Origin of the sequence: Flavobacterium flabelliforme (assembly GCF_017948675.1) — a bacterium.
GTDB classification, from domain to species: domain Bacteria; phylum Bacteroidota; class Bacteroidia; order Flavobacteriales; family Flavobacteriaceae; genus Flavobacterium; species Flavobacterium pygoscelis.
Window position 1 is genome coordinate 45,378 of the sequence record NZ_JAGFBU010000008.1, and the last position, 16,749, is coordinate 62,126.

General features: G+C 31.3%; 12 protein-coding genes and 1 other RNA gene. 6 read left to right on the forward strand and 7 right to left on the reverse strand.

Annotated elements, in window-relative coordinates; all coding sequences use genetic code 11:
- Positions 1 to 654: 654 nt before the first annotated feature.
- Positions 655 to 1,051: a transfer-messenger RNA gene (gene ssrA, locus J3S90_RS14890) on the reverse strand.
- A gap of 109 nt (positions 1,052 to 1,160) precedes the next feature.
- A complete protein-coding gene (locus J3S90_RS14895; RefSeq protein WP_236023981.1) occupies positions 1,161 to 2,411 on the reverse strand; it encodes a serine hydrolase domain-containing protein in 1,251 nt (416 codons plus the stop codon).
- Between the two features lie 198 nt (positions 2,412 to 2,609).
- Between J3S90_RS14895 and J3S90_RS14900 the strand changes: the two genes are divergently transcribed.
- The 5 genes from J3S90_RS14900 to J3S90_RS14920 all read left to right on the forward strand — a co-directional run bounded on the left by J3S90_RS14900 (position 2,610) and on the right by J3S90_RS14920 (position 9,857).
- Positions 2,610 to 3,812: an NAD(P)-dependent oxidoreductase gene (locus J3S90_RS14900; protein WP_210646845.1), complete on the forward strand. Its 1,203-nt coding sequence runs from the start codon at positions 2,610 to 2,612 to the stop codon at positions 3,810 to 3,812.
- A 253-nt stretch (positions 3,813 to 4,065) separates the two neighbouring features.
- Complete coding sequence (locus J3S90_RS14905) at positions 4,066 to 5,064, forward strand: LLM class flavin-dependent oxidoreductase (RefSeq protein ID WP_210646846.1); 999 nt, start codon at positions 4,066 to 4,068, stop codon at positions 5,062 to 5,064.
- A gap of 133 nt (positions 5,065 to 5,197) precedes the next feature.
- Positions 5,198 to 6,499: an anthranilate synthase component I family protein gene (locus tag J3S90_RS14910; RefSeq protein WP_210646847.1), complete on the forward strand. Its 1,302-nt coding sequence runs from the start codon at positions 5,198 to 5,200 to the stop codon at positions 6,497 to 6,499.
- Positions 6,500 to 6,510: 11 nt separating this feature from the next.
- Positions 6,511 to 7,821, forward strand: a complete 1,311-nt coding sequence (tilS, locus tag J3S90_RS14915) for a tRNA lysidine(34) synthetase TilS (RefSeq protein ID WP_210646848.1) — start codon at positions 6,511 to 6,513, stop codon at positions 7,819 to 7,821.
- Positions 7,821 to 9,857 (forward strand): protein-disulfide reductase DsbD family protein, encoded by a 2,037-nt coding sequence (locus tag J3S90_RS14920; protein ID WP_210646849.1) that lies wholly within the window; start codon positions 7,821 to 7,823, stop codon positions 9,855 to 9,857. Before tilS ends, J3S90_RS14920 begins: the two co-directional genes overlap by 1 nt.
- Before the next feature lie 111 nt (positions 9,858 to 9,968).
- Here J3S90_RS14920 and J3S90_RS14925 read toward each other — a convergent pair whose 3' ends face one another.
- From J3S90_RS14925 to J3S90_RS14940, 4 genes are read right to left on the reverse strand one after another with little or no spacing between them, the layout of a single operon-like run.
- A complete protein-coding gene (locus J3S90_RS14925; RefSeq protein WP_188051587.1) occupies positions 9,969 to 11,042 on the reverse strand; it encodes an alanine/ornithine racemase family PLP-dependent enzyme in 1,074 nt (357 codons plus the stop codon).
- Entirely contained in the window at positions 11,042 to 12,193 is a 1,152-nt protein-coding gene (gene alr / locus J3S90_RS14930) for an alanine racemase (protein WP_210646850.1), read from the reverse strand. The genes J3S90_RS14925 and alr overlap by 1 nt, the downstream gene beginning before the upstream one ends.
- Positions 12,183 to 13,325: an amidohydrolase gene (locus J3S90_RS14935; protein ID WP_210646851.1), complete on the reverse strand. Its 1,143-nt coding sequence runs from the start codon at positions 13,323 to 13,325 to the stop codon at positions 12,183 to 12,185. Before J3S90_RS14935 ends, alr begins: the two co-directional genes overlap by 11 nt.
- Positions 13,326 to 13,331: 6 nt before the next feature.
- Positions 13,332 to 13,766, reverse strand: coding sequence for a GNAT family N-acetyltransferase (locus tag J3S90_RS14940; RefSeq protein ID WP_210646852.1), 435 nt, complete (start codon positions 13,764 to 13,766; stop codon positions 13,332 to 13,334).
- A 669-nt stretch (positions 13,767 to 14,435) separates the two neighbouring features.
- Here J3S90_RS14940 and J3S90_RS14945 point away from each other — a divergent pair.
- Positions 14,436 to 16,283: a CocE/NonD family hydrolase gene (locus J3S90_RS14945; protein ID WP_210646853.1), complete on the forward strand. Its 1,848-nt coding sequence runs from the start codon at positions 14,436 to 14,438 to the stop codon at positions 16,281 to 16,283.
- A gap of 80 nt (positions 16,284 to 16,363) precedes the next feature.
- Here the strand turns inward: J3S90_RS14945 and J3S90_RS14950 are convergent, their stop codons facing one another.
- Positions 16,364 to 16,741 carry a PH domain-containing protein gene (locus tag J3S90_RS14950; protein WP_210646854.1) on the reverse strand — a complete coding sequence of 126 codons (378 nt, stop codon included), beginning with the start codon at positions 16,739 to 16,741 and terminating at the stop codon, positions 16,364 to 16,366.
- Between the last annotated feature and the right edge of the window lie 8 nt (positions 16,742 to 16,749).

A 16,749-nucleotide genomic window follows, 5' to 3' on the forward strand; every position in this document is an offset into this window, starting at 1 on the left:
ATTATTAATATATTTAAAATAATTATTGTAAGAAGATTATTAAAAATTTGAGAGAAAAGCTTTAAACAGATTTTAAACCAAATTTAGATAAAAAGTTAAGGTATCACGAGTATTGTAAAAAGTGTCTTTGAATTTTAAAGTACAATAATAGTTTTAATGAAATTTATAATGAATGTTTAGGACAGAAAGCAATAAAATTTAGAAATTAAAATTATGAATTTCTTTCTTGAATAGAAAAATGACTATTAAAATTCATTATCAAATACAATACTTTTCACTAAAATAACATATATTCATATGATTTAGTATTGATTAAAGATTAAATTTACTTATTGCTATTTTAAATTATCTTATTAAAAGAGTTAATAAGAGTAAAACTAAGATTTTATTTTATCCTCAAATTTTCTTTTTTATCAGGAAAATATACTCTAATGGATTTAATTTTTTTAACATTACTTTTTTTAATTAAGCTAATATTAAATTTAGTTATTGATAATGTTAATTGATGAAAAATAAATTTTTACATAAACTTCTAATCTATTTTTTTAAAATATTTATTTACTAATATCCCAACTAAAATAATTTTAAAATGTATTATAAATAAATTATTTTTTTTATTTAGAAACCCCTATAAAAAATAATTTTATAAGGGTTTTGTGGAGTCGCCGAGAATCGAACTCGGGTCCAAACAAGCAACTAAAAAGCTTTCTACACGTTTATTTCCTGATTGAGTTTTCGATAGTGTGCTAGGCCAGAAACAGCCACACGCTACTTATCTTCTTAATTTCGAAATCCACCCGAAGCTCATGGAAATCTAGGTTTATTTTTACGGTTCCCCTAAATTGACCGCCACAAACCAAGGCTTTCAAGGAGAATCCAGCTTTCCTATCTGATAGGAACGTGGCTTAATCTTACTATAATTCGGATTATGCAGCTAAAGCGTAGTTATTTTCGCCGTGTAAAATGATAAGATCTTATATTTACGAGCAAGGTCTCAATGCTCGACGTGCTTACTGATCAATTCGACTTGCTGTCAAAACCAGTCGACCCCTTTTGTTTTTCAAAATCTATAACTTGAATTTTGAGTTGGCAAATATACAATTTTAAACTCTAATTTCTGGTATAAATATTTCAACTAGTTTGCAAAAATCATTCCTATTTTATTCGTCTTTTAATTTAAAAGGATAATCGCCAAATAACGGGGCTAATTTTCGAACATCATATGTTTTTCTAGTGAATTTGTTTGATAGTGCTATAATAGTAACTCCTTCTTTTTGTAAGGTAATGTAAGAGGATGTATTTCCGTGCCACCATCCGTTGTGAAAATAAAAATTTTGTCCCGTTTCCCAATTAACCATTCTAATTCCAAGACCATAGTTTTTAGTTCCTTTTCGCTCATTACTGTACGGTTTATAAACCATTGCAGTTAATTCAGGAGTTAGAAAACCAGGACTATTTCTTGCTCTATCAAACTTTAATAAATCTCTTGGTGTAGAGTAGATGTTTTTATCTCCATAAACAGCATCTAAATAATCTTTCCCTATTTCTACTTTGTTGCCTTTGTATGAGGTAACAGCTGAATCTTTGTCTCTTGCATAATCAAATACATAAGTATTCTTCATATGTAATGGCTCAAAAATTATTTGATTCATAGCCCTTTCATATGATAGCTTGGTGATTTTTTCTATAATTAATGCCAACATGGCATAGTTGGTATTACAATAACTAAAACGAGTATCTGTTTTAAACTCAAGACCAATATTTTTAGTAGCCATAATGGTTAAGATATCTTGATTTGTCAATATATTGTGTCTATCCCAAACCGTTTTATCTCTGTCTGTAAAATAGGCGTAATTGCGCATTCCACTTCTGTGATTTAATAGTGTTTTGATCGTTACTTCTGGATAAGGAAATTCTTTTAATATGGTATTTACTTTTTGATCTAATTCTATTTTTTTTGCATTAATTAATTTTAAAACTGCAGCTGCAGTAATTACCTTACTAACAGACGCTAGGTGTAATGGTGTTGATTTAGTAATTAATGTTTTGTCTCTAAAATTAGCATAACCTTCATATTTTTCATAAATAATTTGACCATTTTTAGCTACTAAAAAACTTCCATTGGCACTATTGTTTGGCCAATTCTTGTTATAAAAAGAGTCTATTTCTTGTTTTTTTAAAGTAATGTATTCTGGAGTGAGTTTATCTTCAGCTTCTGTTAAAGGCTTCATTTTAGGCATGGTACTCTTAGGAAGTTCGCCATCACTTAACTCAACTTTCTTTTTCTCTTGGGCGCAAGAACTTAAAACCAAAAAGAGCAAGGATATATGTAGTATATTTGTTTTTTTTATAAAATTCATTTCTGTAGTGCTAGAAAGGCAAATATATAGAATCAATGTCTTTTGATTCATTGTTTTTTTAAACCTTAACACTATTTTATTAGTAAATATCAAACGTTATTTTTGTATCATTTTGTACATCAGTCGATAGTAATTTACAAACCACTAATTTTATTTGAAAAATAAATTCAATTTACTTTAAATTGTTATATTTGTAACAAATGTTTACTGTAAAGTTATATTTAGTTAATTTTAAAGCCTTTAATGTTTATGAAATTCGGAATTCTAAAAGAAAGAAAAAGTCCACCGGACAGAAGAGTTATATTTTCACCTAATGAGTTAACGCTTTTAAAGCAAAACTATCCAAGTTTATCTGCAACAGTGGAACGTTCTGATATTAGAATTTTTGAAGATGCTGAGTATGAAAAATTAGGTATTGAAATGACTGATGATGTTAGTGATTGCGATATCTTATTTGGGGTAAAGGAAGTTCCTGTTGAAAATTTAATTCCAAATAAATCGTATTTCTTCTTTTCACACACGATTAAGAAACAGCCTTACAATAGAAAATTATTGCAAGCTATTTTAGAAAAAAATATCGATTTGTATGATTATGAAACAATAGTAGATGCAGAAAATCGTAGGTTAATCGGTTTTGGAAGATATGCAGGAATAGTAGGCGCTTATAATGGAATCAGAGCTTTTGGAATAAAATTTGAATTATTTAAATTGCCAAAAGCAGAAACACTTGCTGGTAAAGAAGCACTTATTAGTCATTTAAAACGAGTAATTCTACCTCCTTTAAAATTTGTAATTACTGGTACTGGAAAAGTCGGAAATGGTGCAAAAGAAGTTTTAGACGCTATAAAAATCAAAGAAGTTTCTGTTGAGAATTACTTAACAAAAAACTACACACAAGCAGTTTATACTCAAATTGATGTTTTAGATTATAATAAACGCAAGGATGGGCAAGTTTTAGACTTTACAGATTTTTATCAAAATCCCACAGAATATATTTCAGATTTCGAAAGATTCACAAAAGTATCTGATATCTATCTTACCGGACATTTTTATGGCAATGATGCGCCTGTGATACTTACGCGAGAAATGCTAAAAGCAATTGATTGTAAAATAAAAGTAGTTGCAGATATTTCTTGTGATGTTAATGGTCCAATTGCTTGTACTTTAAGATCATCAACAATCGCTGAACCTTTGTATGGTTATCTTGCAGATGAGAATAAAGAGGTTGATGTTTTTCATCCAGCGGCAATTGTAGTGATGGCGGTAGATAATTTGCCATGTGAATTGCCAAAAGATGCTAGTGAAGGATTTGGGGAAATGTTTCTAGAACACGTTATTCCTGCTTTTTTTAATGATGATAAAGATGGTATTTTAAGCAGAGCCAAGGTTACCGAAAAAGGAAAACTAACACCAAGATTTAGTTATTTACAAGATTATGTAGATGGTAAATAAGATTTTATAAAAATAAAATAGCAAACCTGCACTTAAAACCTGCAGGTTTTTTTATGGTTTTAAATGTAGTTAATAATTCAATTCCTAAACATTACAAATCTCTTAACATCTGATAATTTTTGGGCTGAAACGAAAAGCTTAATTTTGTACTCCATTCTAAAATGGGAAAGAAATGCATAACTTCAGTATTGATTTATTACTTAAAATAGTAAATAGATTATAGTTTACGCACAGAACCATTAAATAGCAATTTATGAAAAAGAATATACCAATTTCTATACTAGAGTTAGCCATTATTACACAAGATAGTAACGCTAAAGATACCTTTGAAAAAACAAGAGCACTTGCACAACTTGCAGATGAACTCGGATACAAAAGATTTTGGTTGGCAGAGCACCACAATATGGCTCATGTGGCCAGCACTGCAACTGTAATTCTTATTGGTTACATTGCCGGTCAAACTAAAAACATTCGAGTGGGTTCCGGTGGGATTATGTTACCCAACCACGCACCTTTAATTATTGCTGAACAATTTGGAACTTTAGAAATATTATATCCTAATCGCATCGACTTAGGTTTAGGTAGAGCTCCTGGAACCGATGGATTAACTGCACAAGCCATTAGGAAAGATTTTTATGAGCAATCACAGCGCTTTCCCCAAAATGTTGCAGCGCTTCAGGAATTTTTCTCAGAGAATAATGCTGACGCTAATGTGAGAGCCTTTCCTGCAGAAGGCACTAATGTTCCGATTTGGATTCTAGGTTCTAGCATGGATAGTGCGGCTTTGGCTGCATCCAAAGGTTTGCCGTATGCTTTTGCAGGGCATTTTGCTCCTAAACAAATGCATCAAGCATTCCAGTTTTATCGTGATAATTTTGAACCTTCAAAATATTTAGAACAACCTAAAACGATGGCTTGCATTAATGCAGTTGTTGCGGATACTGATGTAGAGGCTGCGCGTTTGTCTACGAGTTTAACTCAAATGTTTCTAAATTTAATTCGCAATGACAGAAAACCATTGCAACCACCAGTAAATACTTTAGATGGAATTATGTCTGAGGAAGAGCATTTTCATGTCAACCAAATGACAGCTTGTTCGTTTATAGGAAGTAAAAACAAAGTGGAGGCAGAGCTGAAACAATTTATAAATTACACTCAAGTAGATGAATTAATGATTACAAGCCCCATTTATAACCATGATCATAAATTGAAAAGTGTTCAATTAATGAAAGAAGTGATTGATAATATTTAATAAAAAGTAATTTTCAAAACTGTTGAAGAAGAACCTTTTTAATTGATTTATCAAAAATACACGAACCTAATAGCGAAATCTATTATTGAAGGTTATTTTTTATTGTATTTTTGAATTTTAAACACAACTATTTTTGAGAACTTTAATCCATAAGTCTATCCAAAATCCAAAATTGTTCAAGCAACAGCTTTTATTTTGGTCGCAACAATTTCGAGAAATCATTTATTTGGATAGCAATGATTATCCACAAGACTATTCTAGTTATGATTGTCTGGTTGCTTTGGATGCATTTACTTCTATAAAAACCGATTATCATAATGCTTTCGAAGATTTAAAACAATACCAGCAAACAACCAGAGATTGGCTTTTTGGGTATTTATCGTATGATTTAAAAAATAATACCGAGTCTTTGGTTTCCAAAAACTTTGATGGATTAGATTTTCCTGATTTGTTTTTCTTTCAACCTAAGAAGTTGTTTTTACTAAAAGGAAATCAACTAGAAATACAATACCTAAATTGCTGTGATGATGAGGTAGAAACAGATTTTAAAGAAATAATAGAAACTGAAATTGCTCGAGAAGAATTAGCATCAAAAATAAGTATTCAACAACGAATTTCTAAAGAGAATTATCTCGAAAAAGTTACAAAAGTGCTTGAGCACATTCATCGTGGAGATATTTACGAAGCTAATTTTTGCATGGAATTCTTTGCCGATAATGCCATAATTAATCCGTTTGAAAAGTTTAGTACACTAAATGCCATATCACAACCACCATTGGCTGTTTTTTTTAAAAATAACAAGCATTTTTTACTTTCTGCAACACCAGAACGTTATTTAAGAAAAGAGGGCGAAAATATAATTTCGCAACCTATAAAAGGAACCTCAAAACGTTTTTTAGATCCAATAGCCGATGAGAAATCAAAAAGTGATTTGGCTTTAGATCCTAAAGAACGCTCAGAAAATATCATGATTACTGATCTTGTACGGAATGATTTATCTAAAACGGCACAAAAAGGAAGCGTTGAGGTAAAAGAGTTGTGTGGTATTTATTCTTTCTTGCAAGTACACCAAATGATTACTACGATTACTTCAAAATTAGATGCGCAATATGCTGCTATCGATGTAATTAAAACTAGTTTTCCAATGGGAAGTATGACAGGAGCACCCAAGATAGAAGCCATGAAAATTATTGAAGAACTCGAAGAAACAAAACGAGGTTTGTACAGTGGAGCGGTAGGTTATTTCACGCCAAGTGGCGACTTCGATTTTAATGTGGTTATTCGCAGTATTTTGTACAATCAAGAAAAAAAATATGTGTCTTTTTCAGTAGGTAGTGCGATTACTTCGCAGTCTTTTCCTGAAAAAGAATATGAGGAATGTTTGCTTAAAGCAAAAGCAATGCGTGAGGTAATGGAGTCTATAAATACAAATTAATTAAATTTGAAATGCTACAAAAGTTCCAAAATCATCTGCTAGATAGATTTAAGTTTTTAAGTAATAAAAAGTTGCTTCTTGCTACAAGTGGCGGAATAGATAGCATGGTTATGTTGCATTTATTGGAGCAATTGGATTATAAAATAGGTATTGCACACTGTAATTTTCAATTGCGTGGCGTAGAGAGTTTTGAGGATCAAAAATTCATTCAGGATTACGCTGATGCAAATGGTATTCCGGTATATATTACTCAATTTGACACGAAAGCTTTTGCAGCCGATTATAAACTTTCTACACAAGTGGCTGCTCGAGAATTGCGATACAATTGGTTTTATGAATTACTGGAAACAGAACAGTACGATTATATTGTAACAGCACATCACGCGGATGATAATCTAGAAACCTTTCTGATTAATTTATCTCGCGGTACGGGTTTAGATGGATTAACGGGTATTCCAGAACAAAATGAAAATGTAGTTCGTCCGCTTTTGGCCTTTAGTCAACACGATATAGAAGAATATGCGCGACTAAATGCTATTAAATGGAGAGAGGATAGCAGCAACGCTTCTGATAAATATGTTCGAAATAAAATTCGACACCATCTTGTTCCGCTGTTAAAGGAATTAAATCCTAATTTTTTATTGTCCTTTCATAAAACACAAAGTTATTTGCAAGAAGCCCAAGATATGGTAGATGATGCTGCTATTATGATTTACCAACAAGTGGCAGTTCAAGAAGATGAAAATATTAGTTTTGATTTAAAACAATTAATGAAATTACCCAATTACAAATCGTATTTGTACCAATGGTTAAATGAATTTGGATTTACAGCATGGAATGATATTTATGATTTAGTAGAAAGTCAGTCCGGTAAATTTGTGCTATCGGCTAATTATCGATTGCTAAAAGATAGAGAAAGTTTAATCTTGAGTCCTTTGGATTTTTCAAATGAAAAACAAGAATATTTTATCAATCAAGATCAAAAAGAAGTTAATATTCCCTTAAATATTTCCTTTTCGGTAGCAACCGATATTAGTATCGCTTCAAATACAACTATATTTGTCGATTCTGATAAATTAGAGTATCCATTGGTTTTACGTCGTTGGAACGAAGGAGATCAATTTCAACCTTTAGGTATGAATGGAAAATCAAAAAAGATAAGTAAGTTTTTTAAAGATGAAAAATTATCATTGTTAGAAAAAGAAAATACTTGGCTTTTATGTTCCAATAATACTATCGTTTGGATAATAGGTCTTCGTCAAGATGAACGCTTTAAAATTGATAATACAACAAAGAATATACTTAAAATACAATTAGACTAATGAAGAAATTATTATTTATACTTATCGCTTTTTTGGCTTTTGCCGAAGGAAATTCTCAGATTTTAGATCCAGCCAAATGGACTACTAAAATTGAAAAAAAATCAGAAACGAATTATATTTTAATATTTGATGCCGTTATAGAAAACGATTGGCATTTGTATTCACAAACCACTCCAGACGGTGGACCACTTCCTTTAGAGATTACTTTTAAAAATCAAAAAGGAAATTTTAATTTAGTAGGTAAAGCAATAGAAAGCAAAACGAGAACTGCTTATAATGATATATTTGAAGTTAATGAAACCTTTTTTGAAAAGAAAGGTCAAGTGCGACAAGAAATTTCAATTACAAACCCAAAACTAACTGAAGTTAAAGTCGATTTTAATTACCAAGTTTGTAAAGAGGTTTGTATTAATATAGAAAAAAACTTCACGTTCAAAATCCCAGCTTCAGCAATTGCGACTTCAGAGACTGTGCTTCCAGTTGATATTGAAGCTGCAAAAGTAGATACAACAACTACAGATGCTACATCAGCTTCGCCTGAAGTAACTACGAATACTGTTGCACCAGAAAAAGTAGTTCCGCATGATAATAAACCCGCAGAGAAAAGAGGATTGTGGTCTATTTTCTTTATTGCTTTTCTATCTGGATTTGCTGCATTGCTTACTCCTTGTGTATTTCCGATGATTCCGATGACCGTTAGTTTTTTTACAAAACAAAGTAAAACAAAAGCAAAAGGAATTCGCAATGCTATTATTTACGGAATTTCGATTATAGCGATATATTTAATATTAGGATTGGTAGTAACTGGTATTTTTGGTGCTGATGCGCTAAATGCTCTGTCTACTAATGTTTGGTTTAACATCATTTTCTTTATCATATTAGTAACTTTTGCGGCTTCCTTTTTGGGAGCTTTCGAAATAATGTTGCCAAATTCTTGGGCAAATAAAGTAGATAGTCAAGCCGATAGAGGAGGAATGATTGGTATTTTATTCATGGCTTTAGCGCTAGCAATTGTATCTTTCTCTTGTACTGGCCCTATCGTAGGAACACTTTTAGTAGAAGCTGCTTCTAAAGGCGGAATTGCACCAATTGTTGGTATGTTTGGATTTTCATTAGCTTTAGCTTTACCGTTTATGTTATTTGCGATGTTCCCAGGTTGGTTAAACTCATTGCCAAAATCGGGTGGTTGGTTGAATACCGTTAAAGTTGTATTAGGATTTTTAGAATTGGCTTTGGCATTCAAATTTTTATCTAATGCGGATTTAGTATTACAAATGCATTTCTTAGAAAGAGAAGTTTTTCTAGCCATTTGGATTGCAATATTTGGAACTTTAGCATTTTATTTATTCGGAAAAATTACATTACCTCATGATAGTCCAATGACACACATTTCGGTGGGTAGATTATCATTTGGTTTAGTAGTTCTTGCTTTTACAATCTATTTAATTCCGGGTCTTTGGGGAGCACCGTTAAAAGTGATTTCTGGTTTTCCACCACCAATGACCTATAGCGAAAGCCCTTATGGCGTTTCTGGTTCAAAAGGAGGGTCAAATGCATCAACACAAGTTTTACCTGATGGAGCACATTTAGGACCACATGATTTAATCGCTTTTGATGATTACGACAAAGGAGTCGCTTATGCAAAATCGGTAAACAAACCTATTTTATTAGATTTTACAGGTTATGCTTGTGTAAACTGTAGAAAAATGGAAGACTACGTTTGGTCGGATACTAATATTCTTAAAATATTACAAGGTGAAGTGGTATTGATTTCTTTGTATGTTGATGATAAAAAAGAATTGCCTCAAAACGAGCAATATGTATCTAAAGAAACGGGTAAAGAAATTACAAGTGTAGGGAATAAATGGAGTGATTTTCAAATCACAAAATTCAAAGCAAATGCACAACCGTATTATATTATTTTAGACAATGACGGCAATATGCTTTCTGATAAGCCAGAAAGTTATAATTCGGATATCAACGCATACAAAGGATGGTTAAGAGAAGGAATTGATCGTTATAAAAAGACCAAATAAAAAAACTTCTAGATTTTATTTTATAAAAGAATTGCGCTAAGCTCCATATATTTATGATGGAATTTAGCGCATTTTTTTTGAGGTAATAAAGGAAATCAATATCGAACTTTTCTATTCTATTGTTTTTTCTATATAATCCGAATTCAAAAGATATAATGCACCCATATATCTTATTTTAAAAGCTACAAGGTCTCCAATTTTATAGTTCTTTTTAGAATTAGAAATATCTATTACTAACATATCCGAACTCGCATCTACAATAGTAATATCAGCGTCATCAGATTCTATATATTGGGGTTGCATATCTAATAATCCAATGTCTAAAATGGCTCGTAAAGAAGTTATTCCCAAATCTTCTACATCATTCATAGAAAAGGAATTTCCTGCTACGTTTTCGCCTAATTCTCCTGTTGGCGTATTGGGTTTTTCCGTAATTTCTATGATCTCTGCAAATAATTTGAAAACATCATTATGCATTCCTTCAATTGTGTCACCAGTAAATAAATCTTTACCAAAAAAGAGTGCTTCTCCTATTCGGAAATGATTTACAGCCATCGGATTTGCATTTTTAAGTATTAACGGAATGGCAACTGAAGTTCCACCAGAGACAAACGGAATGCTAATATCAAATTTAGCTTCAATTAATTGTTTGTATAAACTCAACTGAATTAGTTTGTCTTGTGTTGGCATAACTCCACTTAGGCAATTTAAATTAGTTCCAATTCCTGAAATTTCGATACTAGGCATCTTCAAAATTGTACCATAAAAAGCAATTAATTCTTCGCCCATAACGCCTTCACGCAAATCGCCCATCTCTATCATTATGATGATCTTGTGAATCTTATTTTGTCTCACAGCTTCATCAGAAAGTAATTGTATGGTGTATATTTCAGTATTAAAACTAATGTCTGCATAACGCACAATACTTTCTATGCTTCTCTTTGCGGGAGGTTTGATGTAAACCGTTTGAATTTCAGGATCAAGTGCTTTAATTTTTCTTAAATTGCTAACTCTAGAGTCATGGATCTCTCGTACTCCTAAAGCGATGATTTCCTTTAAGTAAATTTTATTACCACATAACAGTTTTGAAACGACACCCCATTCTATGTTTCTGGATTTAAAAGTGTTGTCAAGAAAAGCGTAGTTTTCTTCGAGTTTTTTTCTATATAATTTTATAAAGGCCATTATTGTTTAATTTTTCGTGGGATTGCTGTTGAAATCCGTGTTAATAATTCATAGTTAAGTTGGTTGCTAAAATCACTGAATGAAGCAACTGAGACTGCCAGTGTTTTTTGAGTGCCAATCAATACTACTTCATCTTCTTTTTTAGCAATATCAACATCGGTTACATCTACTGTCATCATATTCATATTCACAGATCCTACAACAGTACACCGCTGTCCGTGTATAAGCACACGACCTTGATTACTTAAAGATCGACTATATCCGTGACAATAGCCAATGGGTACTACTGCAATTTTCATGTTTCGTTTGGCCATGAAGCTGGTTCCATATCCTATAAAATCACCTGTTTTTACATTTTTTACACTCATAATTTTACTTTTCCAACTGATTACTCGTTGCAAAGGATCAATTTTATTTTTTTTAGCTTGCAAATAGGTTACAAATACTTCTGGACTCGGCCACATACCGTATTGCATTATTCCAATTCTAACTAAATCCATTCTAGTTTGAGGAAACATAATTGAAGCAGCAGAACAAGCAGAATGTCTCATCTCTGGCTTTAAGTCATTTTTACAAAACAACTCATATATCTCTTCAAATTTCTTAATTTGATTATCAACTCTGTAATAGTTAGCGACGCTTTCGGCACCAGCGTAGTGCGTACAAAGTCCTTTTAAATAAAGATGTTGTATTTCTTTTTTTACTATCGAAATTACTGCATTTAGATCTTTTTTATCAAAACCAGTACGATTCATTCCTGTTTCGACTTCAATATGTAATATTGCTTTTTTATTGATTTTTTTTGAAATTTTTATTGCTTGATTGAGTCTGCTTTTATCAAAAACAAAGAATTCAACATTATTTTCAATAACCCATTGCATGTCTTCATCATTCACTAAACCCATAACCATTACGGTAACCTTGTCTTCCAATACTTCTTTGACTGCTTTTGCTTCTTGCACATCAAAAACTGAAAAGTGATTAATTCCACAGTTATAAGCCATACTTGTAAACTCTGCTATACCATGGCCATAAGCGTTTCCTTTTACCACAGAGGAAACGATTACTTTTTTACCAAAAGTGGTTTTTAAAAAATCGACGTTTTTTTGATACGCCGTTTCACTAAGTTCTATAATTGAATTAGTATGCATCAGTAATTTGTTTGCTTATTTGATGAAACATATTGACTCCAGTTTGTATAATTTCATCTGGAAAATCATAATCAGGGTTGTGTAGGGCAGGAGTATTAATTCCAGATCCAATTCCAAACATGGCACCAGAATAGTGTTCTGTGAACAAACCAAAATCTTCTCCCCATGTAAAAGGATATTCTTTTTCTAGTATGTCTAATGAATTGTATTTAGCAGCTCTTCTAATTAATTCTACAGCCTCTATGTTATTTCTATTCGCCTTAAAACTTTGAGTCCATTTGACTTTACATTTTAAATTATTTTTTTTAGCAATTGATTTGGCTAAATTTTCTAAGGTAGTTTCAATGTTTGTCATTTCTAAATTACTGTCACTTCGTATTGTAAAATGAATTTCTCCAATACCTGCAGAAACGCCATATGCTTTTTTACCTAATTTACTATAAATTGGGGTAATCAAACAGTAATTGTTATTAGCAATGTCACTTTGAATTAAAGCATTAAATTCAGTAATAATAGTTGCAATAGCCATAGCTGGATTGTACCCTTTTTCAGGTTCACCTGCATGAGCTGTTTTTCCTTTTAACTTTATAATTATACTATTGACTGCGCAAGAGAATATATGATCTTTAACGATGATTTGGTGCATTTTAAAACTTGGTAAATTATGAAGAGCAAAAGCATAATCTGGTTTTATATTTTGAAAACGATTATCTTCTACCACTTTTTTTGCACCACTACCATCTTCTTCCGCTGGTTGAAATACTAGAATAACAGTTCCAAATTCAGGCTTTTCAGTATGTAATTTTTGAGCTAAACCACATAAAATTGCACTATGGCCATCATGTCCGCATTTATGAGAAACTCCTTTATTTAAAGATTTATGTTCAAACACATTGGTTTCCTCTATGGGTAAAGCATCTAGTTCCGCTCTAAAAAGCACCGTTTTACCTTTTTTCTTACCATTATAGGTTGCAATAATGCCCGTTTTTCCAACTCCTGTAATAATCTCATCCGGAGGATACTTTTGTAAAAAAGAAACAATACGTTTGGCTGTATTAAATTCGTTTCCTGATACCTCTGGATTTTGATGTAGTTCTTTACGTAAAATTGTAAGTGCGCTTAAATTTTCCATTTTGATTTATTTAATCAATCTCATTTCTAGGTATTTATTAGTAAATCCTAAACTTTCGTATAATTTTTTAGCGGGATTATCAGGTTCTACATGAAGAGCAATATTCCCTTCAGCAATAGATATGGCTTTTTGTATTAATTGCTTTCCGTATCCTTTTCCACGCTGTGAATTATCTACAGCGATATAAACTAAAATATTTTCAGGAATAAAATCCTTCATTCCAGTATTGTTTAGGATCACAACACCTACAATTTTTTGATCATCAATTCCAACCACAATATTTCCCCCTTTATTAGGGTTCATTACATAATCTAAACATTTTGTAATATCCTCAATAGTATCTCCGTACTGTTCTAAATGGGTGCATAGAAACTGAGCAATGGTTTTATTCGAATAGATTGTATTTTCTCCAGTGGTATTATTAATTTGCTTGAATTCCATTTTATATAATTTAATATTAAATTATAAGCAATACTTATTTGCTGACTTTCAGTAAATGAAAGCCATTTAGTAAAACTTAATTTTGATTATTTATTAGCCTGTAATTAGAATTTTTCTAAAGGCAAAAGATGCAGAAAATCTGCAAAAAATAGTTAAGATTTATTCAGTGTTTTGTCTGAAAAATAAAATCTTAGTTTTGAGTTGAAAGTTTTAAAAAAGAACTTAAATAAACTACAAAACATAATTAGGTATTTCACAAAGATAAGATAAAAATCCGCTTTATGAGCTATAAAATGGCTTTAGTGTGTTTTTCTGAATCTGAACAAATGTTTTATTTGTTTAATTTGATATAAAAATTAAAAATTATTAAAGGTTTTAAAGTATTTATAGTTAGTTGTTTACGTGTTTTTTTATTGTTTTTAATTTGATAATGTTATTCATTTATGAAAAAATTAATGAATTATTTCAATTTGGTAATAAAAATGGATATTTAGCTTAAAATTAGTCTTTAACCGAGTAGTGCTTTATTCTAAAACGAAGTCTTAATAAATTTGTATAGTGCTTTTTTTGTGTGAAATTGTAATTCATAATTTTAAAAAATCTAAAGTGATCACAGAATATTGAAACAGTTTATTTATCTTTAAAAACTATTTAAATTCAAAAAAATTTATGAAAAAACTATTAACTATAAGCGTACTTTTTTTTAGTGTGTTTATTTTCGCTCAAAGTAATGCCAGCACGTATGTTGCTGATAATTACACTAAAAAAGAAGTACACATCAAAATGCGTGATGGCGTAGAATTATTTACTGCAATATACTCGCCAAAAGACGTTACTAAAAAGTATCCAATTATTATGCAAAGAACGCCTTATAATTCGGGTCCTTATGGCGAAGGTCAGCTAAAGAGAAGTATTTCTCCAAGCGAAACCATGATGAAAGAGGGCTACATTGTAGTATATCAAGATGTTCGCGGAAGGTATATGAGTGATGGTTTATATGATAATATGCGCGCTTTTGTTCCCAATAAAAAAGGAAAAACGGCTATTGATGAAGCATCAGATACGTATGACACCATCGATTGGTTGGTAAAAAATGTGTCTAACAATAACGGAAATGTTGGAACTTGGGGAATTTCATATCCAGGATTTTATGCTACTTATTCATTGTTAAGTAATCACCCCGCTTTAAAAGCAGTTTCTCCACAAGCTTGTATTTCAGATTTCTTTTTTGATGATTTTCATCATAATGGTGCTTATCTTTTGAGTTATTGGAAAGTAACGCCATTATTTGGTCCGCAAAAAACAAAGCGTACTGCAGATTCATGGTTTAAATTTCCTGAAATAGGAACTAATGATGATTATCAGTTTTTTTTAGATGCGGGTCCATTATCTAATCTAGACAAATTTTATGGAAAAGATAACGAATTTTGGCAGCAATTAAAAGAGCATTCAAGTTATGATGATTTCTGGCAAAAACGCGGTATTTTACAACATTTAAAAGATATAAAGCCAGCTGTAATGACTGTAGGAGGTTGGTTTGATGCAGAAGATTTGTACGGACCATTAAATACTTATTCTACAATTGAAAAGAATAGTAAAAACTACAATACAATCGTTATGGGACCTTGGAGTCATGGTGATTGGGCTAGAAACTCTCCAAAACAAGTGATTGGTAATATTAATTTTGGAGATAGTATTTCTGGATTTTATCAGAAAAATATTGAAGCTAATTTCTTCCGTCACTTCTTAAAAAATAATGGTAAAGGAGAAAACAAATTGCCTGAAGCTTATGTTTTTGATTCAGGTATAAAAGATTGGAAAACATTTGATGCTTGGCCTCCAAAAAATACAGTGAAACAGGATTTCTTTTTGCAAGAAAATAAGTTGACAATTATGGCCAAAAGAAATATAGCTTTTGAAGAGTTTGTTAGTGATCCTAAAAAGCCAGTTCCTTACTCTGAGGATATCAAACAACAAGGCATGACACCAAGAAAATATATGACGGATGATCAACGTTTTGCTGCTAGACGACCGGATGTAGTGGTGTTTGAAACCGAAGTGCTAACTGATGATACTACTTTGGCTGGTGCCATTTTAGCGAAACTTCAAGTAGCTACGACAGGAACAGATGCAGATTGGATCGTTAAGGTAATTGATGTTTTTCCTAATGATGAACCAGAAACAAAGGAAATTGCACCTTATTTAAAAATGAGTAATTACCATATGATGGTTAGAAGTGAAGTAATGAGAGGCCGATTTAGAAATAGTTTTTCAAAACCGGAGCCTTTTGTAGCCAATGAGAAAACGGCAGTAAATATCAAATTACAAGATGTTTTTCATACTTTCAAAAAAGGGCATAAAATACAGATTCAAATTCAAAGCACTTGGTTTCCTTTGATCGATTTGAATCCGCAGACTTTTGTTGATAATATTTTTTACGCTAAGCCAGAAGATTTCCAAAAGCAAACGCATAGAATTTATAATGATTCAAAAATTGAGTTTACTGTTTTAAAATAAATTTTAGTTGAGTTGAAATCAAAAAAAGCACCAATTGTAAAAGAGTACAATTGGTGCTTTTTTAATATTAGTTTGTAATTTTATTTTAAAGTGTGTTGACTTAATATTTTATAAACTTCATTAATATTATTTCCGCTTTTTCCGAACTGTTTGATAATTGGAGCATTATCATGATTTAACCAAATTTTCAGTTCGGCATCCATGTCTAATATTCCAGCACTTTCTTTTGAAAATTTCTTTATACTCGAATACGGAATTGTCATGTATTCTACTTTAGTTCCAACTAATTGTTTCTCAGCAAGAATTAATCTTTTATTAGTAAAAATGAACATGTCTCTTATAAGCTTGTAAGCCTTTTCTATTGCTTCACCATCTATTAAAAGTGGTTCAAATTCTTTAGCAACATTATCAATAGTAACCTCAGAAGCATTGCCCATTATGGCATTAAATAGTCCCATTATTTTCG

Coding starts and splice junctions, on each gene's coding strand:
- J3S90_RS14895 (WP_236023981.1), bottom strand. CDS start 2,411: ATGAATCAAAAGACATTGATTCTATATATTTGCCTTTCTAGCACTACA.
- J3S90_RS14900 (WP_210646845.1), top strand. CDS start 2,610: ATGAAATTCGGAATTCTAAAAGAAAGAAAAAGTCCACCGGACAGAAGA.
- J3S90_RS14905 (WP_210646846.1), top strand. CDS start 4,066: ATGAAAAAGAATATACCAATTTCTATACTAGAGTTAGCCATTATTACA.
- tilS (WP_210646848.1), top strand. CDS start 6,511: ATGCTACAAAAGTTCCAAAATCATCTGCTAGATAGATTTAAGTTTTTA.
- J3S90_RS14920 (WP_210646849.1), top strand. CDS start 7,821: ATGAAGAAATTATTATTTATACTTATCGCTTTTTTGGCTTTTGCCGAA.
- J3S90_RS14925 (WP_188051587.1), bottom strand. CDS start 11,042: ATGGCCTTTATAAAATTATATAGAAAAAAACTCGAAGAAAACTACGCT.
- alr (WP_210646850.1), bottom strand. CDS start 12,193: ATGCATACTAATTCAATTATAGAACTTAGTGAAACGGCGTATCAAAAA.
- J3S90_RS14935 (WP_210646851.1), bottom strand. CDS start 13,325: ATGGAAAATTTAAGCGCACTTACAATTTTACGTAAAGAACTACATCAA.
- J3S90_RS14940 (WP_210646852.1), bottom strand. CDS start 13,766: ATGGAATTCAAGCAAATTAATAATACCACTGGAGAAAATACAATCTAT.
- J3S90_RS14945 (WP_210646853.1), top strand. CDS start 14,436: ATGAAAAAACTATTAACTATAAGCGTACTTTTTTTTAGTGTGTTTATT.
- J3S90_RS14950 (WP_210646854.1), bottom strand. CDS start 16,741: ATGGGACTATTTAATGCCATAATGGGCAATGCTTCTGAGGTTACTATT.